Genomic DNA, 22,502 nt, shown 5'->3' with positions numbered 1-22,502 from the left:
GGACAAGGTCCTCCTTAACTTGGCGCCCAGTGGTTTGCGCCGAGTGGGTGGATTTTGCCGGAGAGTTCGAGCATGGTGAGTGTTTGGGTGAAAAGCGCTGGGTTCAACTTTGATTGCTCAAGGAGGTCATGCGCGTCGCTGACACCGTTATAGAGGAGGTCAAGGATTGCCTGCTCGTCGGCAGTGTCACCCTTGTGTACATACGAGGTTGTGGTGAGGTTTTTTGTCCCTAGCGCAAACAGGATGTCATCAACAGAGGTGACAGGAGTTGCTCCTGATTTTATTAGCTGATTGCACCCCACGCTGTTCGGGCTGGTAATATTACCCGGCACAACAAGCACATCTCGCCCTTGCTCGAGCGCAAAACGTGCGGTGTGTAGGGTCCCGCTCTTGTCGGTTGCCTCGATGATTAGGAGCGCATTACTCAGACCGGCAACAATCCGGTTACGTGCAATAAAATGCTGCTTTAGGCTCGGTGTGCCCACCGGATATTCTGAAATAATCGCACCGCCCTGCTCCAGGAGACGACGTGCGAGATTGGTGTTGCTGGCCGGGTATATTTCGTCGAGTCCATTTGCGAGCACAGCTATGTGTAGGCCACCGTGCCTCAAGGCTGCCTCGTGAGCGATGGCGTCAACGCCCAGTGCTAAGCCGCTCACAATAGTAATGCCCCGCTCTGCAAGTTGCCCCACAAGCTGTTCGGTCACGGTACGTCCGTATGGTGTTACTCCACGGCTACCGACTACGGCAACACGAGGCCGACTCAGCCAAGCATCTGGCTCTGCCCCCAGGTAGAATAGTTCTTTTGGCGGTGACGCTATGTCCTTTAGAACTGTAGGATAAGCATTATCCTTTAATGTAACTTTATTTACTTTCATACCAAAAAATGAATAAGTATTGACACTGTGACACTTTTTTGCTAAAATAGCAACTCATAAGTGTCTGTCACTCTTGTAGTGACCACTTTTGCACCTTATATCCCCATTCTAACGCCTCCGGTGACTTGTCGCCAGAGGAAATTGTTAGATTGTTTTAGAACGTGCCATACCAAAAGTTGTTACCCTCCACTTTTCTCTTGGCGTTCTCTGGCTTTAACCAGCCGGAAGCGTTCTAAAACAAACTAACCCCTTTAACTAGGTTCGACAGGTGCTTGCACCAGTCGGCCCCAGATACTGGTAGTGAGCCTGAACGGTTCTTTCTGCGAAAGCGGGAGAGGCACGACATCGTTGATTTCATAGATGTTTCGATGCTTCACTCATCTTGGTGGGTTGAAGGGTGGAGGGAGCCGACGTGTTCGGCTCCATAAAAGGTCAGTAGCGGTGCCCACCCCCTCTACTGACCTTTTTTGTTTGTCGCAGATACGGTGCCCAGTCACAATCCTACTGCCAGCAAGCTGGCAATCAGTTGCGACCTCGCCTCAACTGGCTGCAAGCATAGCTCGCAATCAGTTTCTGGCCTTGAGGATTGCCACTGGCAATCCTCACTCTCTCGGTGGTCTTTTTATGTATGCGGTATGCGCACCTCTCGGTATGCGTTGCGGTTGCGCTCGAGCAGAGTGTGTGAGACCATAGAAGTATGAACGAAACGGTCATAAAAATACCAGGTAATCCCATAGCAATTCGCGCATCGAAGCCCCATAAGCCGACGGATATTAAGGCCGTACTCAAACTCATCAAGCAAGCAAGCTATTAAGCATGAAACCATCCAAGCAATTTGGGGTGGTGCTATTTGACGCCAATATTATTGACTACGCATTCAAGTCAGCGACGAAGCAGGCTGCAATAGATGTTATCGAATTGGTTGCCAAATCATATGAAACTGCTGTCTCTGAATATGTTCGGTTCGAGATATACAGAGGGTTAGAACACGCTCGAGTTCCGTTGGCAAAAGCAGTGGTAGACAGATTTCGGGCCTTCCCGGTTGACAAGTACACCCTTGATATTGCTGCCGCCCTGAGCACGTGCTATGGGCGTGATGATGCAGTCAAGCATAAAGCAAAAAGTATCTCAGACGGCGATACTATACTGGCCGCTACGGCAGTTATTAATAAGTGTAATATTCTGACGGCAGACCGCATGGACTTTCCGACACCGTACTTTAATGAAATCGATTCATTTAAACAAACAACCCAAAAAGGTCCACTAGTTTTTTACGTGCTTCAACCAGACATTTTGCACCTCAATGAAATGCTCACACTCTGCTATCCAGTGAAGTCCGAGGGGTAATATCTCCATTTTTCTTATAAAAACTCACGGGTGTCGGGGGTGATGGGGGTGCCGTAGGCGTATTCGCTGAGGATGGCGGTGGTTTCCCGGGTGAGTTTTGTCAGACTCGCCTGCTCTGTCTCGCTGAATTTTTGGAGCACAAAATCGGCGGAGTCTATTTGCGTTGGGGTTTTAGGGCCGATGCCCACGCGCACACGGCCGTACTCTGGGCTGCCGAGCAGTTTGGTAACGCTTTTTATGCCATTGTGCCCGGCGCTGCTACCCCCTACCCGCATACGCACTTGGCCAAAATCAACATCTATTTCATCGTGTACAACAATAACACTTCCGAGCGGCACTTTATAAAAATGGGCAATTGCCTGCACGGCTTCCCCGCTGAGGTTCATGTAGGTTGTGGGTTTGCACAAAATAACACGGGTGTCTCCCATGGTTTTCACCGCGGATAGGCATTTCATATCTGTTTTGTTCACCCAGGATGGGAATTCGTTTTTACGGGCAAACTCATCTAGGCACATAAAGCCTATATTGTGCCGAGTACCATCGTAGTCGCTGCCGGGGTTGCCGAGGCCGACGAAAAGTAGGGTTTTGTTCATACCATATGTGGAGAAGTTTATGCGGTCACCGATTTCGGGTCGTTTTACAAAAAGTGCCATTATGCGACCCCCGGTCGCTGAATGATGAAAGATGAATTATGAATTAAGAATGGAAAATACCCCACTATTTTTCTACATGATTCATGATTCATGATTCACGATTCCTTTCGTTTGCTGCGTGTTTTATTCTTCACAATCTTCCGTTGTGTCTCTGAGCGTTCTGGCTTGGTGGGGCTGTTGCCGTGTTTGTGGCGGCCGTCTTTTTCTATAAACCATAGTTGCACCGCGGTGCCCTCAAAATGGAACTGGGCGCGAAGTTCGCGTTCCATGAAACGCTTGTAGCTCCAGTGGAGGAACTTGGTGTGTGCCCCAAAGATTTTGAAGGCCGGGATGGGGTTGTCATCTTCCTGTACCATGTAGTTCAGTTTGGGGGCGCGGTTCTTGAGACCGGCGGGAGGGTGTTTGGCAATAACGCCGCCAAGCCAGCTATTGAGCACGCGGGTAGAAATACGGGTTTTTCGGGCGTTGGCAATGTCGAGCGCGAGGTCGAATATTTTGGTGACATTCTGGCCGGTAACGCTGCTGGTAAAAATGAGCGGTGCCCACGCAACGAAGTCAAACGTGTGAGTAATTTGCGGGGCAAGGGCGTCGCGCGTGAAGGCATCTTTCCCCTCCACGCTATCCCATTTTGACACGACGATTATAAGCCCTTTGCCGGCTTCTTTTATCATGCCGGCAATTTTTTGGTCGAGGGCGGTGCCAATTTCGTTTACGTCTATAAGTAGCAAGCATACGTCGGCTTGTTCAATGGCACTGAGGCTGCGGACGACGCTAAAATGCTCTATACCGACACCGATTTTGCCCGGGCGGCGAATACCCGCCGTGTCCATGAGTTCAATCTCCTGCCCGCTGTAGCGCACGGTGGCGCGGTTGATATCCCGCGTGGTGCCCGCCCGGTCGGCAACAATGGCCTGCTGTTTTTTAGCGAGGGTGTTAAACAATTGCGACTTCCCCACATTTGGTCTACCGAGCAGTGCTATACGGAGACAGTCGTCGTTATCGGCCAGCGTAGCCTTTGGAATATGGCTGACGAGGGTGTCGAGCAGGTCATCTATGCCGCGTTTTTGGGTGGCGCTGGTTGGGAAAATTGGCTTAATGCCCAGGCGCTCAAAGCCCTCAAGGTCGTGCCCGCGGGCGCGGTCAACCTTGTTTATTATGAGAAAAACGGGCTTTTTACTCTTGAGCGCGAGTTTGGCGACTCGGCGGTCTTCTTCGCTAATGGGTATGTTTGCCTCTACCACCACCCATATTATGTCGGCGCTATCGGCCGCCTGGATTATTTGTTCCTGGATGGTGAACTCAAAGTCGTCGGCTGCGTCTTTCATGCCCGCGGTGTCAACGAGCCAGAAGTTTTGCCCCTGCCACTCAGCCTTGGCGGTAATGCTGTCGCGCGTGGTGCCAGCCTCGTGCGCCACAATGGCTTCGCGGCGGTCGAGGATGGCGTTAAACAGCGAGCTTTTGCCCACATTTGCCCGCCCCACTATGGCAACGATTGGTAGTTTTGTACTCATTTCAGTCTATTATAACAGAGGTAAGAGCATTTGCAAAAAATTCATCAATATATTTTAGTATTGACGCTTTAAGAGAGAGTATATTTGGAGACGATTGGTAACTAAGGAGTATGGTATGTTGGAGTTTAATCGTACTAAAAGAACTATAGCAACCGGATTGCTTGTCGCTACTGGGGGCTTGGGCTTGAGTGCTTGTGGCGGGCAGAAAGACCCGAATGCTATCGGTGCGTGCCCGAAAGGCTGGGCAAGTACGGCGTATGAAGTACCGTCTGGCGAGATGCCCGATGCGCTAGCCGCGATATATGTCGGTCAACACGCACTGGCCGCGAGTGTTCCGCAAGAGGCAATGTTCGGATATGAATCTTCTGCGGATGGGGTTTACCTCGGCGCAATCCCTAATGGACCTCAGGAAGAAACATTGAGAACAGTGTTTTCCGATGAAGGGAGGATTACATCAGTCTTCCTGCGAAGTCCTATGGTAGGCACCCCCGCAACTACGTTTTGTACCGACAGCTCCGGTGGACATGAGGGTACATACCTGAGCCCAGCCGCCGTGAATTCGATAATAGCGATGAGGGGTGCTGGCATAGTTGTAAATATTCCTGGAAAATGAAAGCCAACGGCTCTGGCGTGCAGCCGATTTTTTTGTGAGGGGCGCACGGCTCTGGTATTAACGACCCTGCCAGTCTTGCGCAGCCCTACGGAGGGATTTTATAGTGTGGAATGTAGAAGGGCTATAAAGTTAGGACGGCAGCGTAACGCCTTCTACGGAAGCGAGGTGACGGACTTCTTTGTGAAGCTCGAGGAGTTTTTGGCTATTGGAAAGTTTGGCATATGCGCGGCTGCCGAAGGCCGAAATTGGTTTGGCGGCCAATATTTTGTATATTTCTTTGACGTCATTTTCGAGAGCCTGCAACCGCTCGTCGAAGTTTTGGAATGATAACTCTAGACTGGTAAGTCGATGGTTGATATCGGTCAGTTCTGATTTGACGCTCCGCATATCGGACTTAAGCTCTGCGACATCGGACTTAAGCTCTGCGACATCGGACTTAAGCTCTGCGACATCGGACTTAAGCTCTGCGACATCGGCTTCCAATGCTTCAAAACGAGGCCCAGTGACAGTTTCGACACCTTCTATAATGAGGGCGAGAAGCTCCTGTTTTTCTTCGGTGGTGAAGCTCATACCGTTTCAGTATACCAGCTCAAGATTGTTTACGATATTGTGGCTTATGCAACTTTTTCACAGACGACTGATTTGTCCACGGGCCTAGCCGGGGGAGGCGCTAGTGCAGCTTGATAATAATTTCGTTGTCATCAGTCGCCTCTTCCGAATCATTTGAGAGCGTGTCGGACGCCATGTCTCTAGCGGGTAAGTAAACTTGCGAGGATGATTCTTCGGTATTTTGGGATGCATTGGCTACGGCTACGGTTACGGCTACGGGTTGCATGACGGGCATACTTTGCTGCGCTTGACTAATATGCATATCGACAACTTCAGGCACAATGTACTCCTGCTCATCCTGGATTTGCCGCTGGATAATTGCTTCGTTGACTCCTTCTAGGCGCTGCAGATATACGTCGAGACCGCCAAGCTCATTGACATTTCGTAGAACACCATCTTCTAGGACATAGATTGTGTCCATGAGCGCAAGCAGAGCTTTACGATGAGTTACCATGAGTACAGTTTTGTCGCGGATAATTTCTTTGAGCGAGTCACGAATATAGTTTTCGCTCTTGGCGTCAAGGGCGGCAGTTGGTTCGTCGAGACAAAGAATGGGTGCTTGTTTAATAAGTGAGCGAGCAATAGCCACACGCTGACGCTGTCCGCCGCTAAGGGAGCCACCATTTTCGCCGGTGGGTGAATTAATGCCCATGGGCATTTTTATGGCAAACTCGAGTACATTTGCAACCTGTACGGCGTATTTGACCTCTTCTGTATCGATGGGGCGGTTTACGTCTCCATCGTAAATATTCTCAACGATGCTTCCGTCAAACAGTTGAGGCGTCTGGCTCACCCAAGCAATTTTCTTGCGGAGCTGTTGCAATGAGACGGACTGGGTGTCTATACCATCGATGGTGATTTTTCCGGCGTCGGGCGTGATAAAGAGAGGTAGCAGTTTTAGGATAGTACTCTTGCCGCCTCCGCTTGGGCCTATGATGGCTACCTTCTCATTTTGGTCAATATGGAGGCTTAGCCCACTAAAAACAGTTTGGCCGTTGTAGGCATAGCTAATGTTTTGAAAATCAACAACGCCACGGATGAGCGGTGGCAGCATACGGTCTGAACGGAGATTTTCGATGTTTTCGTGGTCGCTCAGTACCTCGTAGACCCGACCGACGTCTATTATTTTTTGATAGCGGGAGGTTATTTGTTTCACCAGGCTTTCAATTGGCCCAAGAAGGTAGCCCATGTATGTCATAAAGATAAGTAGTTCGCCGAACGTCATTTTACCCTGCATTGCTGCTGTGCCACCAAAATACATCACAGTAGAAGTTGCGAGTATGACCAAAAATGAATTTGTGTTGGCAAGCAAATTATTCCACGTGAGACTCTTGCGTGTTGCTTGATAGCCCTCGTGCCAAAGTTCATCGACTTTTAGGAGCTGTTTGTCTTCGAGTGTAAACGCTTGAACCGTCTCAGCATTATCAACAGCCTCATTGATACTTGAAGCGGTCTTACTGTTTATCTCAGTAAGTTGCTGGGCGTATATGCCCATGTGAGGGGCAATCAAGCGCATAGTGAGGTACAAGAGTGGCATGAGCACTACCGACACTAATGTGAGTACTGGATTGAAGCTGAACATGATGGCTAAAACACCAAGTATCATGATGATAGAACTGATGATAGATGCTGTCGTGCCGAGGACCAATTCTGATAGACTGTTGGTGACTACATTTTGGCGATAGACGTAGTCCCCTTTTGCTAGGCGCTGTTGATGGTAGAGTGGCAGGTGCAAAATGTGACGGAATGATTCGGCTTTTATGGAGCGATTGAGCCAAAATCCAATTTTGAGCAACAGGACATCACTGAACCAGGAAAATCCTGCACCGACCAAAAAAAGTACTATAGACATGAGAGCGGTTATGGCGATAAGCTTGGGTTGCCCTGTGAATTGTTCAAGCGGACCTGGTGCTGGGATTGTATTGAAAGCCGAATCGGCCATAATTTTTATTGGCCACGGTTTCAGGAGCGAGACAGCCGCTTCGACTAGGCCGAGTGTTACCACAATCGCAATGGCTGGCCGGGCGCGTTTTTGGTACTTTTTGAGCCATGTTTTGAAATCAGTTCGGATAGTCTGACGACCATTTGTTTTGAGCCAGGCATCAACAGCTTGATTCACGAGATCTTTTGGCCAACCCAAACCAGTCAGTACATCTGCCAGCATGTTTGGAGGGACACCACTAGCAACGGCCATATCGATGGCTTCGTACAATTTTGGCATCATACGGTAATTTTCCTCATGAGTCTTATGCTTACTTTAGTATATAAGAGGATGTGGTGATTGACCAACAACATTGACGCATATGCTTTTCCGCTGCTTATCAGTATTATAAACAGCCCCGTTTATATACTAAGCCCCAATCCCTCCGACACCTCGGTGTGTAGAATTGGGGCATATGTGTATGAAGAAGAACCTAACCCGACATCAAGTTATTGCCTATCGTAAACGAGTGTTAACTGAAGCCGATGCGAAAGGCGCGGCAATCGCTGCCCGAATGTTTGGGATCCATCGGGATACTATCTATGCTTGGCGGATCGAACTGTTCCCGCAGAAGCCTGGACCAAAAGGCAGGGTATCCTGGCAGACGAATGAAGACATTGAGGATTTGGTGCTACAAATCAGGCTGGGACTATCCTATGGCCCGAAGCGAATCGTCGATGAGATGAGTGACTCTGGAATATCCATTGGCGAGAAAGCTGTCCGCGGCATTATTGAACGAGCCGACCTCGTAAAGCACCAGAAACATCCAAAGAAAAAGCCAACGAGACCGTTCTACGCGCCCTATCCAGGCTACCGAGTGCAGATTGACACTAAGGCTGCACCGGTTCGTCCGGACGAAGATAAACGACGGAGTCGGAGACAGCAGTTTACAGCGATAGACATTGTCAGCAAGATCCGGTACCTGGCGGTCAAGGATGGCTTGTCGAATAGCAACTCAATCGCCTTTGTGCGTGAAGCCCTGGCGTTCTACGAATCGATTGGTATTACGGTGGAATGTGTCCAGACAGATAACCACTCCACGTTCACCAATTTGTCTACTGGCGGTAACAAAAAGCGTGACCATGAGCTCAGACGTATCCACCCGTTCACGCAGTACCTGCTCGACCGGGGCATCGAGCACAAGCTATCCCGACCGGGTACACCCCAACATAATGGTTTTGTCGAGCGGAGCCATCGGACAGACGAAGAAGAGTTTTACCACGTCACCAAAACGACCGAGCTTGATGTCGTCGCGTTCAACGAAGCAATGAAACTATGGCAGAACGAATACAATCGCGTGAGACGGCATAGCAGCTGCAATAACCTGCCGCCAATGGAGCACTATGAAGCGGTATGGAAAGGAACAGTAACTCATGTCTAAGTGTCTGGACAATTGGGGCTTAGTACAAAACAGCCCCGTTTATTAATAACCTGAATCACGAAACTACCCTCATCTGGTAGCCAAGTAAGACTCGTAGATAATGGACAAAGTACCCCTGCACACTTCTCGGGAATGAGGTGACGAGGTGCTTGTGCTCTTTGAGGTAGTCAAAGACAGCTTCAATCTTTGGCCTGAGCGTCAATAACAGATGTTGCCAGCTGGCCATGACTTGTTTTCGTTGCTTGTAATGGGGCGGTGCAACAACAATAGTTTTGTACTGTTCCCAGAGCCGCCTACGCTGTACGCTACCACCGTAGTGGCTGTCGCCAACGAGTATCCTGGTGTGTTCATTTGCAAGTTGTTCCTCGGCCTGATTGTCGTGCTGGTCTGCTGGCGTAAACACCACCGCACAGAGCCGGTTGAGATGATCAACACTCGCGTGTAACTTAAAACCATAATGGTAGCCCTGCCAGTTCTTACCGAAAGCAGCAACAGCTTTGGCTACCTTGTGTCGCTCGGCCCGAATGAGCTTACAGACGGGCAGCATAGTAGAATCCGCGAAACGCACCTCCGACGAGATCTGTAATGTCAGTTGTAGCAGGTAGACGAGTTGTTCTAGGTTGCGGTGCGCTTGCGCAACAAAGTTCTGGTACTTTGGAAGCTTCGGAAAGTAGTCTGGGTAGTCTCGTTCAATCCATTTGTATAGGTCTTTGAGTGGTCGGTGGCTTTCAGTCAAACCATCCCAGATGAGGATGGTAATGAGTTCACTGTCGCGCAGTACCGGTGGCCTGCCAGTTTTCCCGACTGCGGTTTGTTGGAGTGTGTCATCTACCCAAACGTACACGTCTACGATATGCTGTTTTTGTAATTCGCGCATTTGTTTTCTCCTGTTTGTTTTACCACTACAAGAGTAACAGAGGCGCGATTTACTTTAGGGAGTTTCGTGATTCAGGTTTAATAGATTTGACGAGGGATATGTTGCGTAGTATAGTTGCGTAGTATAGTCATATTGCATATGGTAAAAATATTGTATTAGAAAAATAAGTATCTAATGAAGGAGGCGAGAGGTATGGTGCGAGCAGCGGATGATGGCGGTAGTAGCAGCTCATATAGCTACTCTAATGATGTTGAAGAGAATCGATTGAAAAACCAAGCCGCTGCTGCACAGGCCGCAGCTGCACAGGCCGCAGCCGCTAAACAGCGTCAACAAGAGAGAGCTTTTGCAGCTAAGCAAGCCGCTGCCGCACAGGCCGCAGCCGCAGAGGCCGCAGCTGCACAGGCTGCACAGGCTGCAGTGGCGAGACAGCGTCAACAAGAGAGAGCTTTTGCAGCTAAGCAAGCTGAGGAAGCCGCTGCTGCACAGGCCGCAGCTGCACAGGCCGCAGCCGCTAAACAGCGTCAACAAGAGAGAGCTTTTGCAGCTAAGCAAGCTGAGGAAGCCGCTGCTGCCGCGCAGCTTAACACTCAATACAATTCGATTGAAGATCGTAAGCTTGCGAACCAAGCAAGCATTGCTCAGAACGACCTTAACAACAGCCGCGAAGATCGTAAGCTTGCAAGTCAAGCGGCAGCCGCACAGGCTGCCCAGCAGGCTCAAACCAATTCTCAATACAATTCGATTGAAGATCGTAAGCTTGCGAACCAAGCAAGCATTGCCCAGAACGACCTTAACAACAGCCGCGAAGATCGTAAGCTTGCAAGTCAAGCGGCAGCCGCACAGCATGGCATTGACTCGCATGTTGAATTAGGTGATGCTATAACCTCTAACCCCGGTGGTGGCTCCAAGCCCAGTTCTGACGACTCGCCCACTCCAGGTGATGTTGGTCGTGTGGAAACTGTCAGACCTGGTGACACTCTAAGCAAGATTGCGCTACGGCATGGTACGACCGTAGAGGAGCTAGTAAGATTGAATAATATTCAGAATCCAGATTTAATCTTTCCAGACCAAGCTATCAAATTGCCGAACTCTCTCGGTGGCGCCGCTCCAGGCACGGCTGGCTCAGACGGAGTACAGGATTACGTTGTAGTGAAGGGTGATACATTAAGTGAAATAGCACAACGCCGTGGTCTTGATTATAGGGAGATTGCAAAGGCAAATAACATCGATAACCCAGACATTATTCGTAGTGGTCAGGTAATCAAACTACCGACAAGTCCGATGGGTGGTGGTATGGCTGGTGTTGGCGACGATAATGCTCTTGCCACTACGCCAATAAGTCTGACGAGTTTTACCAAGAATCCCTAGCTGTATTGGCGCGTAAACAATCTACTCGACTTACCTTACCTGGCAACTTTCATGACCCTGGTTGCGCCAAGTGTGTCCATAAGTCTCCCTTCATGTCGTAAGTGGAGCTTTACTAGACTTAAGCGAAACTCCGACCACACCAGGCTTTATCTCTAGCGCTGACAAGACTGTTTTCTCTCGCCAAAAGTAGCTCCGGCTACTCCTCCTCCAGATAAACTTTCTTCTGCATCACTGGATAATGACTCTGGATGCAGTGCGATTTTGCGTAAGTCCAGTTTAGTCTCTTCTTCCCTTCAGATATTTAAGCTGCTCAGAAATCGCTCCCGGACAAGGCTGATGAAGGTGTGATTCACATGTCCGTCGAGTGTATGATGACGATATCTTTTGGCAGTGCATTGCCAAGATTATATGAGCCAAAGTGGGTTCGGTGGAGGGTGGTAACAGTGTAGCCGAGGGCGGCGAACGTGCGGCGGATTTGGCGGTTGCGGCCTTCTTGCATGCGTACTTCGTACGTATGAGAGTCATGAGTCATGAGTACTGAGTCATGAGTGGATGATACATCGCTGGAACCGACTTTTGAATAATTGCTGCGTGATATGTTTTCCTTTCTTGACTCATATCTCATGTCTCTTGTCTCTAGTTTCGTGACCGTGAATCGGCTCAAACCGTCTTTGAGGGTGATGCCGTAGTCAGATATCATTTGCTGGTGGAGTGGCTGGAGGGGCTTGTTGAGAGTGACTTCATATACTTTGACCTTGCCGCGGCTAGGGTGGGTGAGCTGGTTTGCAAGGTCGCCGTCGTCGGTTAGTAGCAATAGCCCAGACGAATCTTTGTCGAGCCGTCCGACTGGCTGCAAATGCTGGTATGCTTCGGGCAGGAGTTCAAAAATAGTTTTGCTTCCCTGGCCGCTCCGCGAACAAACATATCCGACTGGCTTATTGAGCATAATGGTTGTGTGCTGCATGCAAGGCGTCAATTTCACCCCGTCGAGGCAAACCGTATCTGTTGGTTTCACCTGGGAGCCGGCTTCGGTTATCTGGCCATTTAGGGTAACGCGTCTGTCGGCAATGGCTTGGTCGGCCGCTCGTCGGCTTAGTAGCGAGGCGGAAGCAATATATTTGTTGAGGCGCATATGTCTATGGTAGCTGCCAATCCCGAAGGAAGCAATGACTGCCCCTATTAGGTAGCCGCCATTTGGCACGAAATTGTCGTATGGTTAGCTTGAGGCAACTACAGGGCTATGCTGTTTGGGTCGTCGCCTGCCGGTGGGGTTGTGGCGTCGGGTTGAGCTGGGGCTGGGGCAGTAGGTGCGGGAACGGTAGTCGACGGTACACCTGCTGCTGCTTCTTCTTTCGCAACTTCTTTCGCGAGGAGTTCGTCTAGGTTGGGCCCTTTGGTGATGTCGTTTATGGGCGCAATCACCTTTTTGCCTGCTACATTAACCTGGTCCGATTCATCCGATACTGCGGCAGCAGGAGTAGCTGTATTCTCTGACGAAGTATTTTGCAGGGAACCTTCTGAGGCGTTTGACGGTACTGCTTCATCTGGGATAGTTGGTTCTGTGCTTGCAATTTCGGGTGACGCTACGACGGCTGGTTCTTGCGCCTGGGTGTTTGTAGTAACTGGCAGCTCTTCGCCCGGTACCACCCTCTCACTCGGTGGAACCGCCAAAACGGGTGGTTCATTTACGGCAGCAGCTAAATCATTGACAGCCGTTGCGAGGGTTGTTTCATTTGAAGCTGTAATGTCGACAGCATCCGTGCTAGGTACTGCAGGGGCAACAGGAACGTTGGCCTGCGAATTTGCAAATGCAGCAATCTGAGACTCTATATTGGCCTCTTCTGCGGCTAGGCTTTGCTGTTCAGCTGGTGTGCTTGGGTCTGTGGGGGCAGTCGCGGGTTGGTTTTCGGGGGGTGTCGGTGGTGTTGCTGTGACTGGTCCAGGGTTTTCGGTTACGTCTTGTGTTGAGTCTGGTGTCGTTATGTCTGAGCTGCTCATCAGGCCACTTTTATGGGTAACAATCGGAACTGGTTCAGGGGTCGGAGCTGGCGGTGCGGCAGCAGGTACGACCGGAGGCGTAAGCGGGTCTGGGTCCTGCACGGTAGTCACAACCGCGGGCACGGCCGGTTGACCGAGAGGAGCGTCGGGGGGTGGCATTTGCGGAGCGGGGGTCGCAGGATCTACTGGAGCGGTGGCTGTACTAGGTACAGGAACTGCGGTTGGCAGTGGTTGTTGAGGCGTAGGTATGGGAGTTGTGGCCGTGCTTTGGTTTGCGACTGGCGCAACAGATTGGTCCGCAGCTACTATTGCCGGATTAGAGGATGCGGTAGGGTCTGCGGGTTGGTCTGGATTAGGGCTAACTATTGTTGTTCCGCTAAGTAAATCGCTAGCACAATTCACAATATCTTCGAGGGTGACCTGAGATTTTACAAGGTACTTATCCGCACCAAGCTTACCGGCGCGCGCTTGGTCCTCTGCCTGTCCAAGCGCGGTAAGCATAATGACCTTCGTGTTTGCGAGCTCTGGTGTCGCACGCAAGATGTCGAGCATTTCGAAACCGCTTATACGCGGCATCATAACATCAGAAATAATGAGGTCGGGTCGGTGCTGCTTTGCAATAGAGAGCGCTTCTTCTCCGTTTTGTGCGGCTACGATATCGTAGCCCTCAGCGCTTAGTCGCGCTTGATATATTTCTCTTAGGTTGTTGTCGTCTTCGACGAGAAGTAGTTTTGCCACGGTTGCTGCCTTTATGCGTGAAAACACTTATGTTTATATGTGAAAGTATATCATGCTGGCGCCGATGTCGATACTGGTGAAGGGGCTGATGGTGTGACAGTGGTAGTGCTAAGTGGATTTGACGCCTCAGCTGCCATAAGTTCTTCTGCTTTTTTCGAGGTTAGACGCGGTATATTAATGTAAAATGTACTGCCCTTGCCAAGTTCGCTTTCAACCCATATTCTTCCCTGATACAGCTCTACAATTTTTCGGCAAATGAACAAACCAAGACCAGTGCCACCTATAGTACGGGTGGCGCTGTTATCAACACGGTAAAATTTCTGGAACAAGTGTGCAATGTCTTCTGGCGGTATGCCTGCACCTGTATCACGAACGTAGATTTGCACAACTCCATCGTTACCGGTAAGTCCAAGGCTAACCTTGCCCTCCTCTGTATATTTGCAGCCGTTGTCAAAAATGTTGGTTATGACCTCGCGCATGCGGTCTGGGTCAACCTGGGCGTAGTACAGCGGCCGTATTACTTTATTCATGTCTCGCGCTTCGCCACCACCGCCTCCGCTGGCATCTTTTATTTCTGAATTGCCAAACAAGAACTCCATAAAGAGGCCTTTTTTCTCGGCGGAGAACCGAAGGTCTTGAGCAAGTTGTTCGAGGAATGCGCCCATTTCTACCACTTTCGGGTGATTGGTAAGTCGGCCATCTTCGGCCTTGGCACTCGTGAGAAGGTCTTGAAACAGCTGGCCCAGGTGTTTGGTGCTGCTATGAGCTTTTTCGAGGTAGTCGCGGGCCCGGTTGTCTATGGTGGCAACTTTTTCGTTCAGCGCGAGGCTCAAATAGCCTTCAATAGCCGCCACCGGCGTGCGCATTTCGTGGCTAGCGGTGCTAATAAACTCTGCTCGTTGGTTTTCTTCTGCTCGCTCCTCGCTGACGTCACGGAATACAGCCACTAGCCCAGTTGTATGTTTTGCGGTATCGACTAGGGGTGCCACGCTGAATGTAGCAGCAACGGTGGTGGCAGCCTTTGTACTAAGACTGATTGTGTTGTCTCGCACTGCTTCACCGCTGGTAAACGCTTTGGCGAGAGGGGTTTGTTCGGCTGGGGCTGTTTCACCCTTTGCATTTGTAAATTTGAATACAAGATGCCAGTCGAGTCCTTCAGCCTCTTGCTTCGACCAGCCAGTTATATTGGTTGCGCCTTGGTTGAAGTGTCGAATAACCTGTTGGTCGTCTATGAGCACCACGCCGTCCTGTATGGCGCCCAGAATGATATCTGATTTTGCCTTTTCATCCCTGAGTGAGCTGGCCAACTTTCCGCTGACGGCCGCACCAATTCCTTTGCGTTTAATGGCCAGTATCCAGCCCAGCGCACCGAGCAAGATAACGACAACAACCCCACCACCGAGAATCAAATATTGGTTCATAAACTGCTTACGTATTAGTATCTGTTTTTTCCCTGTAAAAAGCAAGGTATTTGCCAGCATCTATCTGGACGAAGACCGCCAGATATGGTAACCTGTTGTAGCTAAATTGGTAATTGTGCAACGATAATTGCTAATTGGAGCGCATATGCGCGACCAGGCCCCATCTTCTAACGGTTAGGAAATCGGGTTCTCATCCCGGCAATAGGAGTTCGATTCTCCTTGGGGTCACCAAGTAAAAACCTCAGCCAAAGGCTGGGGTTTTTACTTGGTTTCTTCAGGCTGAAGCGAACTCCAAAGAATGAGCGAAGCGAATGGGAGTTCGATAATCGAGGACGCGCGCAGGAGCTAAAGCTCCGAGCACGCCGCAAAAATATACAAAGTATTCTTCTTGGGGTCACCAAAGTAAACGCTCACCGAAAAGTGGGCGTTTACTTATGGTACGGCAGGCCGGCCTTGATGGTGCTGGCGCGGTAGAGGGCTTCGAGCGTCACTACCATAGCGAGGTCGTGCGGGAGCGTCAGACGGCCGAGCGACCACTGGTAATCGGCGGCGTCACGTACTGCTTGCGGTAGCCCCTCTGGCCCGCCGATGATAAAGCTAACTTCCCTACTTTCAAGCTCACGCGCTCGTAAAAAATCTGCTAGCTTTTCGCTCGTGTATTCCACCCCATTTATTTCCAGCACCACCGGTACAGTACCCTTTATTTCACCCAGGATGTGTTTTGAGTCGTTGGCGTATTTATCAGCAATATGCGTTACGCGTACGGTATGTAGCCGTTGTAAGCGCGCAAAATATTCTTCCCAGCCATGCTTTGCATATTCTAGCTTTGGTTTGCCAATAGTAACAACGTGCAATCTCATAGGTATATAACCCCAAGGTTATGTACAGCCTTTACATGTTCTGACTGGAAGTATTCATGTACGGCTTTGGCGGCGCCAGGTAGTGCTTCTCGGGCGTAATCATCGACGACTATCACCCCTCCCTTTTGCATGCGTGGCAGCACTAGTCGCAGCGAGTCGTGGATGCTTTCATAGAAGTCACCGTCTAGGAATGCGAATGAGATGTTTTCTGGCACGTCTTTTTCGGTGAGACTACTAAACCACCCTTTATGAACAATAGGTGGCTGTAAGTGAGCTTTTTGAAATTCACGCAAAAACTGTTTTTTGCTGACGGCTAATTCGCCCGCGGTGAACTGCTCCCCTGACGGCGAGGCATCCCAGACGGATTTTTCCGGTAGCCCCTCGAAGCTGTCATACACATGGAACTCCGGGGCGTGAAAGCTCCGACCTTTCACGCTTGCGGTTTGTTGGTTGTCCAAGAGGCGGCGGATGAATAGGCTGGTGGTGCCGATATAACAGCCAAATTCTACTATGTCGCCTTCGACGCCTGCATCCAGTACTCGAGTAAGTTCACGCAGGATAACCTCTACCTGCAGCTTACTGACCTGCTCAGAAATGAGGGGGTATTTTGTAATCAGGTTCTGATGAATATGCACCGAATTAGATTACCGTGTAACCTGTAACATGTCACGTGGGATTATCAATTTCCGTGTAACGATGAGATTCAGGCGTTACATGTTACTGGGCAATCCAATGTGACACGTTACACGATAATGGCTAATTGAGCGTACTCCATAGGTGGTCGAAGAGTTCTTTTTGCATATGGGTAACGCCGGGGTTGTCGATGACGATGGCCGAGAGGATGTTTGTGTCGCCAAGTGTAATCAAGGCGGTTTTGTTGCCGTACATAAGCGTGTAGCAGTTGGGTGCTTCGCCGCGGGCAGCCGGAAACTCTCTTCGCTCGCTGAGTTCGTCAGAGGCGCCGCCTTTCCCTACGCCAATCACACGGACGCTTATACCATCGGCTATCCGGCGCTGCGTAAAGTTTGGAAAGTTATGGTACAGATACTGACGGACGCGCTTGGTGGATATGACGCGGTAGGCTGGGGTTTCTTGCTCACGGCAGGTAGCAAGCACATCACGCAAGATAGCGGCAACGCCCTCATGGTCTTCGTAAAAGGTGGCAAATGAAGTCGTTTCTTCATCTGGCATCGGCTTGGGGAGGTTCAAGATGTATGTTTCTGCCGCGTTTTGAGCATCCGCTGCCTGCTGCTGGCGCTCTTTTAGAAGTTCTATGATAACTTCCGGATTGCTCGCGGTGTAGCGGCGCTGTTTGCCAACCTCTATAGAGCCAACCAGCCCTTGCTCTGCCAGTTTTTTCATGCTTTCGTAGACGCTGCCGCGGTTTATGCCCGTGTCGGCCGCAATTTTCCGCAAACTACTCTGGGGGCTTGCTACCAGCGCCTCATACACCCGTTTGTCACGAGTTTCTAAACCAATTTCTTCAAACCGAAACATGTCTGCCATTTGTAAGATACATCTTAGCATGATATAAGGACAGATAGTGTCATTTTTTTCTTGCCAGTACGAATTTCCTTATAATTCAATGAATGCTATGCTTGTAGGTAGATATAGGAGAAAACATGCCGCTATCTCAACATTTTTCTATTAGTCATCCACCTAAATTTTCAGGTGGGCGTCCTGACGGAGGACGTCTGGATAGAATTAGTGGGCTTGCTGAGTTGCCAACAGACATTCGCGGGAATCATCCGGACATTTTAGCTGCGCTGGGTGACGTGATTAGCGAAATTACTATCACTGGAAATACCATAGAATTTAAGCCTCCCGTGCCAGTTGATGTCGCGCATCGTGTCGGTGATGCGGTGTTAGGGCTTGGTGCTAGGGTTGCTGCGTAGTTTTACTGCAGGTAGCTCATCCCAGCTACTCGTGTAGCGGGGGCTGAGCATGTTGCTGCGAGGGCGCCAGGCATTGCTGAGCAGTTCGGCAGCCGAGCGAATGGTGTGTGGGCCATGTTTCGCATTGAGCGCATCGGTGGCCTGCATACGGGCTTGTGAGCGGGTGTGGCGGGCGAGGTCTACCGTGCCAAATACATCTGTTTGGATGCTTGCGGCAGGTGTAAGGTCGTACAGGATAACATCTGCCTTGTGGTACATGAGCCCACGCTGAAAATTGTGGCTTAGGGTGCGGATAAGCGCGCTGCAAATCTCTCCTGTGTCGGCTGTGGGGGTGTAAAAACGGGTTTTATCGAATGTGGTCGTGTAGCCTGGCTTGAGTCGGTTGGTGCGCAGCACCACGGCGGCATGCGTGGCGAGCTGTCCTTCGCGGCGGAGTTCACGCGTGGCACGGTTTGCCAGGGCCGTCACAGCAGCTTCCACGACGGTGAAATCGTTGGTATCTTTGCCAAATTGCCGCCCTCGTGCAATCATCTGCTGCGGCTTGGTGCGCGCTTGCAGCGGCAAGCAGCGTGTGCCGTTTAGCTCATACACCATATGGCGGCCATGAATACCCATAAGCTGTTGGGCGCGCTGGGGGCGCATGCGGGCGAGGCCAAGCGCGGTGAAAATACCCTCGGCTTTGAGTTTGGGTGCGAGCCGCCAGCCGACGCCCCAGATGTCGGCAACGGAGGTAGAGGTAAGGAGTAAGAGATAAGAGTTAAGATTAGAAACGGTGTCGCCGGAGGCGACTTTTTGAGAGCCATTTTGCGGCACAACTTCTCTTCTTAACTCTTGATTCTTATCTCTTATATCTACCACGAAAACACCTTTGGTATTTTCGTGAGTTTTAGCCCAATGGTTGGCGAGTTTGCAGAGGGTTTTCGTAGGGGCAATGCCAACGCTCACTGGTATACCAATGTTTTTGAGAATACTTGCACGCACTGCTTTGCCCCAGGTCTCATAGTCGGTTATGTCGAGCTTGCTGAGGTCAAGGAATGCTTCGTCTATACTGTAGAGCTCTATATGCGGTGTAATGCTGGTGAGGAGCGTGCTAATGCGCTCAGATATGTCGCCGTAGAGTTCGAAGTTGGCAGAGAAAACGACGAGGTCGTTTTCAGCAGAATTATGATGTAAGAGATAAGAGTTAAGAGTGGAAAATGTGTCGCCGGAGGCGACTTTTTGAGGGCCGCCTTGCGGCATAACTTCCCATCTTATCTCATACCTCTTATCTCTTAACTCTCGTTTTAGGTTTCCGTCGATAACCCTAAATCTCTGGCGGAGCTTGAAGATGGGTTCGCCCATTTTTACACCGAGAGCTTTGGCCTCGCTGCTGCGAGATATGGCGCAGCCGTCGTTACTACTAAGTACCACGACGGGTTTGTCTGCGAGGTCTGGGCGGAAGAGGCGTTCGCAGCTGACGAAAAAACTGTTGGAATCTATAAGTGCATACATGGTTGGTAACTTTCTAAATGCAGGCTCTCGCGCCTGCAGGCGACCTACTTTTTCTGCCGAAGAAAAAGTAGGCAAAAAGTCTCGGCCTAGCGCTTCAGCTCTCGGGAAATCGTTGTAATGCCCAACAATCACCTGCGGAACTCGTCGCCTTAGGACTGCCAACGGCAGCCCTAAGGCTCCTCAGACAGACCTCGGTTTTGTAAGATTAGTTGGTATTACAACGATTTCGCCGTGAGCTTCCGCGAAGACCGGCTTTAGTTGTATCGCTGGCGCGATTGTTGGTTAAGCGGCCTTTGGCCGTTCTCTTACTTCTTATCTCTTACTCCTTGCCTCTTTCCATTAAAATTCATGAATTATGGCGGTTACGACGCCCCAGAGATTTTCGAGACGGATTTCACCCCATTTGCTCAAAACGAGCTCGCCCGTATCTGTTGCAGCGATGACGATTTTACCTGGGATTGGTGTGCGGGCTCGGTCGACAATGGCAATATCGCCGTCAAATATGCCGAGCTGGTGCCAGTTGTGTCCGCGTATACGGAAAAAATAGGTGCTGCTTGGTGAACGTATCAGTAAGCGGTCCAGGCTAAGCAGTGAGCGGCCGCGCTCGGCGGCTGGGTTTGGAAAGCCTTTGTGCGTCGCTACGGCGGTGCCGGTTTGTAGTGATGCTTTACTAAGGAGATTTACACCATCCATCGGGTTCGCCTCCGGCTCACAGAGTCAAGAGTCATGAGATAAGACAAAAAAATGGCAGCAGGATCACTCCGCGAGGAGCTTTTGGGCGACTCTTTTGTGTTTTGGTCGTTGGCATTTGTTTGGAATTTGCCATTTGGGATTTGGAATTTTCGCTTTGGCGGCGGTGTCAGGTCGAAGGGAGTGCGGAGTGCAACTGGTTTTGCTCCTGGGAAGTAGCGTTGTATTTGAGCAAGGTCTTCTGTGAGGTATTGCTGGGGTGATAGCTTCATTAGAATGCTCCTTTCAGCCCTAGCAGAGTCCATTTTAAGGAGGGGCTTGCCCCTCTACTTCGCAGCCGAACTAAATTCGTCTGCTCGCCCCTCCCCCTAAAGCTCGGCTGTCGCCTCGATACTTTCCGGCTCATTAGAATGCTCCTTTCAGCCCGAGTAGTGTCCAATTGTCGCCGTGGCGACTCAGGCGATAAATGAGGCCGTCTTCCCCGTTCATGTCGAACAGCTGCAGGGCTTCGGCGCCGCGGCGGACGAGGTAGCGCAGACCGCTCGCAAATGCCACCGCCCGGCCGTCATATTCAATCTCGCGCGGAAAGGTTTTCATATCGCCGCCAGAGAAATAGATGGCATTAACAGTAACTTCTTGATTGATAGTTTGGGTCATAGTGAGTCCTCCATTACGTTAGGTTTTTGTCATCAAAGCTTTGAGACGACAAAAAGCCGAAACTGAATTATCTCTGTTCGGCAACGGGTTTTTATGAGGAGGTGCCTGTCACGCTTGCGACCGTTTGACGCGAAGAGTGCCAATAAGGAACCTGATTGTAATGAAGGCGCACAGTGACCGAAGTGTGATTGCCTGTAAATAAGTCTGTAAGGTAAAGATGACTGGAAGCCAAAAGTCCTCACATGGCTGGACTACACACTATACGCTCGTGCTTAGCCCGCGCATAGTGTATTTTTGCCAACACGTTTAGAGGGGTTGTTCACTCTCCGTTCCTGTTATCATGAGTATCGTTAAGAATCTTCTAATTCATGCGCGGTCTCGTCCGCGCCCCCGACCAAGGCCTTTTGCTGCCAAAAGGCCTTGGAACCAAAACCAGGCCAGAGCTCCGATTCTCGGTGTTATAGTTCACGAGTTTCGCACTTTCACCCATTCAACCGGGCAGCCAGCGCAAGCTGGATGCCTGGTTTTATGACCTCCCAATCTTGTTGGTATAGCGTCGTTTGGTCAATTAGCCTTCTCTTATGTTTTCGTACCCAGGTAAGCAAAGCTAACCCAATGTGGTTTCTTTGGGCTCGGCCAAGATTGGCCTGACAGCGGGATAAGCCACAGGTTTGTTTGAGCTCTCGATGCAGTACCTCGACACTCCAACGGCGCTCGAAGTATTTCTTGACTTGTTCGCGGGTGAGGTCAGTACGACTTGTACCAACATAATCCGTGCGGCCGTTACTGGCCTCAAACCGGAAGACTCTGATCCACCCATAGCCTTTCAGATATGTCACCAAGCCTGTATCTGGTATATCTAACTCTCTGAGCTGGATATGTGGCTTACCGACTAACCGGTTGCTCCTCAGCCCCATGACCCAGTCCCAGCCATGAGAGCGAACTGCCTTAAGGTTTTTTAGAGAGCCGTACCAGCTATCCGCAACAACCATCTCCGGGCGTAGCCCTCTCTGTCTTGTGCTACTCAGCATATCCTGGAAGTGATCATTCTTAGTCTTGCCGTCTTCTGGCGGGTTCCAGATGCGGTAGTCCATAGGAATGTAGTGTTCTGTATCTACTTGCCACAACGCATTTACAACGCCAATCCCTCTGGTGATGTCATGCTTACTTCCCGCATACTGCCAGTTCACAAGCTCCATCTTGCCGCTTCGGCTTTTGTCGATGACGACATCATCGAAGACCAAAATGCCAGGAGTGGCGCGAACTTCCTTAGCGGCAGCTTGCCACAGGTCTTTGGGCTGTATCTTTTCAGATGCTAGCCAACGGGAGACGCTGTCGTGAGAGAGCATGGCATTGTCTGGGGCTACTTCGCTCAAGCTGAGCGCAGAATACCGTGAGGAGGTGACCTCCAGGAATGAGCAGTACAGCTCACGAGAACATTTTGAACGAGACATGTTTATTTTCCTTGTTTACGAAAAAGCATGACTGACGTCATGCTTCTAGGCTAGCAAAGAATTGGGGAGTGCGAAACTCG

Annotated in this window: 22 protein-coding genes and 1 tRNA gene; 6 read left to right on the top strand and 17 right to left on the bottom strand. The window is 50.5% G+C overall.

What is annotated here, in order from left to right; all coding sequences use genetic code 11:
- Positions 1–14: 14 nt before the first annotated feature.
- Positions 15–878 carry a DNA-protecting protein DprA gene (dprA, locus tag IPP75_02390; GenBank protein QQS69959.1) on the bottom strand — a complete coding sequence of 288 codons (864 nt, stop codon included), beginning with the start codon at positions 876–878 and terminating at the stop codon, positions 15–17.
- Between the two features lie 816 nt (positions 879–1,694).
- On the opposite strand from dprA, the gene IPP75_02385 reads away from it, so the two are divergent.
- Positions 1,695–2,225 (top strand): PIN domain-containing protein, encoded by a 531-nt coding sequence (locus IPP75_02385; GenBank protein ID QQS69958.1) that lies wholly within the window; start codon positions 1,695–1,697, stop codon positions 2,223–2,225.
- 14 nt (positions 2,226–2,239) lie between these two features.
- On the opposite strand, the gene IPP75_02380 is transcribed toward IPP75_02385, so the two are convergent.
- Complete coding sequence (locus IPP75_02380) at positions 2,240–2,878, bottom strand: aminoacyl-tRNA hydrolase (GenBank protein ID QQS69957.1); 639 nt, start codon at positions 2,876–2,878, stop codon at positions 2,240–2,242.
- A gap of 95 nt (positions 2,879–2,973) precedes the next feature.
- Positions 2,974–4,389, bottom strand: a complete 1,416-nt coding sequence (gene der / locus IPP75_02375; protein ID QQS69956.1) for a ribosome biogenesis GTPase Der — start codon at positions 4,387–4,389, stop codon at positions 2,974–2,976.
- 115 nt (positions 4,390–4,504) lie between these two features.
- On the opposite strand from der, the gene IPP75_02370 reads away from it, so the two are divergent.
- Positions 4,505–5,002 carry a hypothetical protein gene (locus IPP75_02370; GenBank protein QQS69955.1) on the top strand — a complete coding sequence of 166 codons (498 nt, stop codon included), beginning with the start codon at positions 4,505–4,507 and terminating at the stop codon, positions 5,000–5,002.
- A 129-nt stretch (positions 5,003–5,131) separates the two neighbouring features.
- On the opposite strand, the gene IPP75_02365 is transcribed toward IPP75_02370, so the two are convergent.
- Together IPP75_02365 and IPP75_02360 are read right to left on the bottom strand one after the other, a co-directional pair.
- Complete coding sequence (locus tag IPP75_02365) at positions 5,132–5,572, bottom strand: hypothetical protein (protein QQS69954.1); 441 nt, start codon at positions 5,570–5,572, stop codon at positions 5,132–5,134.
- Positions 5,573–5,672: 100 nt separating this feature from the next.
- Positions 5,673–7,835, bottom strand: coding sequence for an ABC transporter ATP-binding protein (locus IPP75_02360; GenBank protein QQS69953.1), 2,163 nt, complete (start codon positions 7,833–7,835; stop codon positions 5,673–5,675).
- A 178-nt stretch (positions 7,836–8,013) separates the two neighbouring features.
- On the opposite strand from IPP75_02360, the gene IPP75_02355 reads away from it, so the two are divergent.
- On the top strand, positions 8,014–8,973 hold the full coding sequence (locus tag IPP75_02355; GenBank protein ID QQS69952.1) for a transposase family protein: 960 nt from the start codon (positions 8,014–8,016) through the stop codon (positions 8,971–8,973).
- A gap of 55 nt (positions 8,974–9,028) precedes the next feature.
- Here the strand turns inward: IPP75_02355 and IPP75_02350 are convergent, their stop codons facing one another.
- The gene (locus tag IPP75_02350) at positions 9,029–9,850 is read right to left on the bottom strand and encodes an IS982 family transposase (GenBank protein QQS69951.1); all 822 of its coding nucleotides are present in this window, start codon (positions 9,848–9,850) and stop codon (positions 9,029–9,031) included.
- Positions 9,851–10,042: 192 nt separating this feature from the next.
- On the opposite strand from IPP75_02350, the gene IPP75_02345 reads away from it, so the two are divergent.
- Positions 10,043–11,218, top strand: coding sequence for a LysM peptidoglycan-binding domain-containing protein (locus tag IPP75_02345; protein QQS69950.1), 1,176 nt, complete (start codon positions 10,043–10,045; stop codon positions 11,216–11,218).
- 349 nt (positions 11,219–11,567) lie between these two features.
- Here IPP75_02345 and IPP75_02340 read toward each other — a convergent pair whose 3' ends face one another.
- From IPP75_02340 to IPP75_02330, 3 genes are all read right to left on the bottom strand, one after another.
- Positions 11,568–12,350, bottom strand: coding sequence for an rRNA pseudouridine synthase (locus tag IPP75_02340; protein QQS69949.1), 783 nt, complete (start codon positions 12,348–12,350; stop codon positions 11,568–11,570).
- A 98-nt stretch (positions 12,351–12,448) separates the two neighbouring features.
- The gene (locus IPP75_02335; protein QQS69948.1) at positions 12,449–13,954 is read right to left on the bottom strand and encodes a response regulator; all 1,506 of its coding nucleotides are present in this window, start codon (positions 13,952–13,954) and stop codon (positions 12,449–12,451) included.
- 50 nt (positions 13,955–14,004) lie between these two features.
- Positions 14,005–15,375 (bottom strand): PAS domain-containing sensor histidine kinase, encoded by a 1,371-nt coding sequence (locus tag IPP75_02330; GenBank protein ID QQS69947.1) that lies wholly within the window; start codon positions 15,373–15,375, stop codon positions 14,005–14,007.
- A gap of 156 nt (positions 15,376–15,531) precedes the next feature.
- Between IPP75_02330 and IPP75_02325 the strand changes: the two genes are divergently transcribed.
- A tRNA-Glu gene (locus IPP75_02325) sits at positions 15,532–15,606 on the top strand.
- A gap of 197 nt (positions 15,607–15,803) precedes the next feature.
- Here the strand turns inward: IPP75_02325 and IPP75_02320 are convergent.
- The 3 genes from IPP75_02320 to IPP75_02310 form a co-directional block, all read right to left on the bottom strand.
- The gene (locus tag IPP75_02320) at positions 15,804–16,235 is read right to left on the bottom strand and encodes a 23S rRNA (pseudouridine(1915)-N(3))-methyltransferase RlmH (GenBank protein QQS69946.1); all 432 of its coding nucleotides are present in this window, start codon (positions 16,233–16,235) and stop codon (positions 15,804–15,806) included.
- Positions 16,232–16,870 carry a class I SAM-dependent methyltransferase gene (locus IPP75_02315; GenBank protein ID QQS69945.1) on the bottom strand — a complete coding sequence of 213 codons (639 nt, stop codon included), beginning with the start codon at positions 16,868–16,870 and terminating at the stop codon, positions 16,232–16,234. Before IPP75_02315 ends, IPP75_02320 begins: the two co-directional genes overlap by 4 nt.
- Before the next feature lie 121 nt (positions 16,871–16,991).
- A complete protein-coding gene (locus IPP75_02310) occupies positions 16,992–17,741 on the bottom strand; it encodes a winged helix-turn-helix transcriptional regulator (protein QQS69944.1) in 750 nt (249 codons plus the stop codon).
- A 116-nt stretch (positions 17,742–17,857) separates the two neighbouring features.
- Here IPP75_02310 and IPP75_02305 point away from each other — a divergent pair, with 116 nt between their 5' ends.
- Entirely contained in the window at positions 17,858–18,130 is a 273-nt protein-coding gene (locus IPP75_02305) for a hypothetical protein (protein QQS69943.1), read from the top strand.
- On the opposite strand, the gene IPP75_02300 is transcribed toward IPP75_02305, so the two are convergent.
- From IPP75_02300 to IPP75_02280, 5 genes are all read right to left on the bottom strand, one after another.
- Positions 18,101–19,753, bottom strand: coding sequence for a Y-family DNA polymerase (locus tag IPP75_02300; protein QQS69942.1), 1,653 nt, complete (start codon positions 19,751–19,753; stop codon positions 18,101–18,103). The genes IPP75_02305 and IPP75_02300 overlap by 30 nt on opposite strands.
- A 207-nt stretch (positions 19,754–19,960) precedes the next feature.
- Positions 19,961–20,314, bottom strand: coding sequence for a hypothetical protein (locus IPP75_02295; protein ID QQS69941.1), 354 nt, complete (start codon positions 20,312–20,314; stop codon positions 19,961–19,963).
- On the bottom strand, positions 20,302–20,583 hold the full coding sequence (locus IPP75_02290; GenBank protein ID QQS69940.1) for a hypothetical protein: 282 nt from the start codon (positions 20,581–20,583) through the stop codon (positions 20,302–20,304). Before IPP75_02290 ends, IPP75_02295 begins: the two co-directional genes overlap by 13 nt.
- 133 nt (positions 20,584–20,716) lie before the next feature.
- Positions 20,717–20,968, bottom strand: a complete 252-nt coding sequence (locus IPP75_02285; protein QQS69939.1) for a hypothetical protein — start codon at positions 20,966–20,968, stop codon at positions 20,717–20,719.
- Between the two features lie 482 nt (positions 20,969–21,450).
- On the bottom strand, positions 21,451–22,422 hold the full coding sequence (locus IPP75_02280) for a transposase (GenBank protein ID QQS69938.1): 972 nt from the start codon (positions 22,420–22,422) through the stop codon (positions 21,451–21,453).
- Positions 22,423–22,502 lie beyond the last annotated feature (80 nt).

This window comes from Candidatus Saccharibacteria bacterium (assembly GCA_016700375.1).
In the GTDB taxonomy this organism is placed as follows: Bacteria; Patescibacteriota; Saccharimonadia; order Saccharimonadales; family UBA4665; genus JAGXIT01.
Note: the sequence above shows the minus strand (reverse complement) of the source record. Positions and strands in the feature narration are given on the sequence as shown.

Excerpts from the sequence above, each read along its gene's own strand:
- dprA (QQS69959.1), bottom strand. The coding sequence starts at position 878 with ATGAAAGTAAATAAAGTTACATTAAAGGATAATGCTTATCCTACAGTT.
- IPP75_02385 (QQS69958.1), top strand. The coding sequence starts at position 1,695 with ATGAAACCATCCAAGCAATTTGGGGTGGTGCTATTTGACGCCAATATT.
- IPP75_02380 (QQS69957.1), bottom strand. The coding sequence starts at position 2,878 with ATGGCACTTTTTGTAAAACGACCCGAAATCGGTGACCGCATAAACTTC.
- der (QQS69956.1), bottom strand. The coding sequence starts at position 4,389 with ATGAGTACAAAACTACCAATCGTTGCCATAGTGGGGCGGGCAAATGTG.
- IPP75_02370 (QQS69955.1), top strand. The coding sequence starts at position 4,505 with ATGTTGGAGTTTAATCGTACTAAAAGAACTATAGCAACCGGATTGCTT.
- IPP75_02365 (QQS69954.1), bottom strand. The coding sequence starts at position 5,572 with ATGAGCTTCACCACCGAAGAAAAACAGGAGCTTCTCGCCCTCATTATA.
- IPP75_02360 (QQS69953.1), bottom strand. The coding sequence starts at position 7,835 with ATGATGCCAAAATTGTACGAAGCCATCGATATGGCCGTTGCTAGTGGT.
- IPP75_02355 (QQS69952.1), top strand. The coding sequence starts at position 8,014 with ATGAAGAAGAACCTAACCCGACATCAAGTTATTGCCTATCGTAAACGA.
- IPP75_02350 (QQS69951.1), bottom strand. The coding sequence starts at position 9,850 with ATGCGCGAATTACAAAAACAGCATATCGTAGACGTGTACGTTTGGGTA.
- IPP75_02345 (QQS69950.1), top strand. The coding sequence starts at position 10,043 with ATGGTGCGAGCAGCGGATGATGGCGGTAGTAGCAGCTCATATAGCTAC.
- IPP75_02340 (QQS69949.1), bottom strand. The coding sequence starts at position 12,350 with ATGCGCCTCAACAAATATATTGCTTCCGCCTCGCTACTAAGCCGACGA.
- IPP75_02330 (QQS69947.1), bottom strand. The coding sequence starts at position 15,375 with ATGAACCAATATTTGATTCTCGGTGGTGGGGTTGTTGTCGTTATCTTG.
- IPP75_02320 (QQS69946.1), bottom strand. The coding sequence starts at position 16,235 with ATGAGATTGCACGTTGTTACTATTGGCAAACCAAAGCTAGAATATGCA.
- IPP75_02310 (QQS69944.1), bottom strand. The coding sequence starts at position 17,741 with ATGGCAGACATGTTTCGGTTTGAAGAAATTGGTTTAGAAACTCGTGAC.
- IPP75_02305 (QQS69943.1), top strand. The coding sequence starts at position 17,858 with ATGCCGCTATCTCAACATTTTTCTATTAGTCATCCACCTAAATTTTCA.
- IPP75_02295 (QQS69941.1), bottom strand. The coding sequence starts at position 20,314 with ATGGATGGTGTAAATCTCCTTAGTAAAGCATCACTACAAACCGGCACC.
- IPP75_02290 (QQS69940.1), bottom strand. The coding sequence starts at position 20,583 with ATGAAGCTATCACCCCAGCAATACCTCACAGAAGACCTTGCTCAAATA.
- IPP75_02285 (QQS69939.1), bottom strand. The coding sequence starts at position 20,968 with ATGACCCAAACTATCAATCAAGAAGTTACTGTTAATGCCATCTATTTC.
- IPP75_02280 (QQS69938.1), bottom strand. The coding sequence starts at position 22,422 with ATGTCTCGTTCAAAATGTTCTCGTGAGCTGTACTGCTCATTCCTGGAG.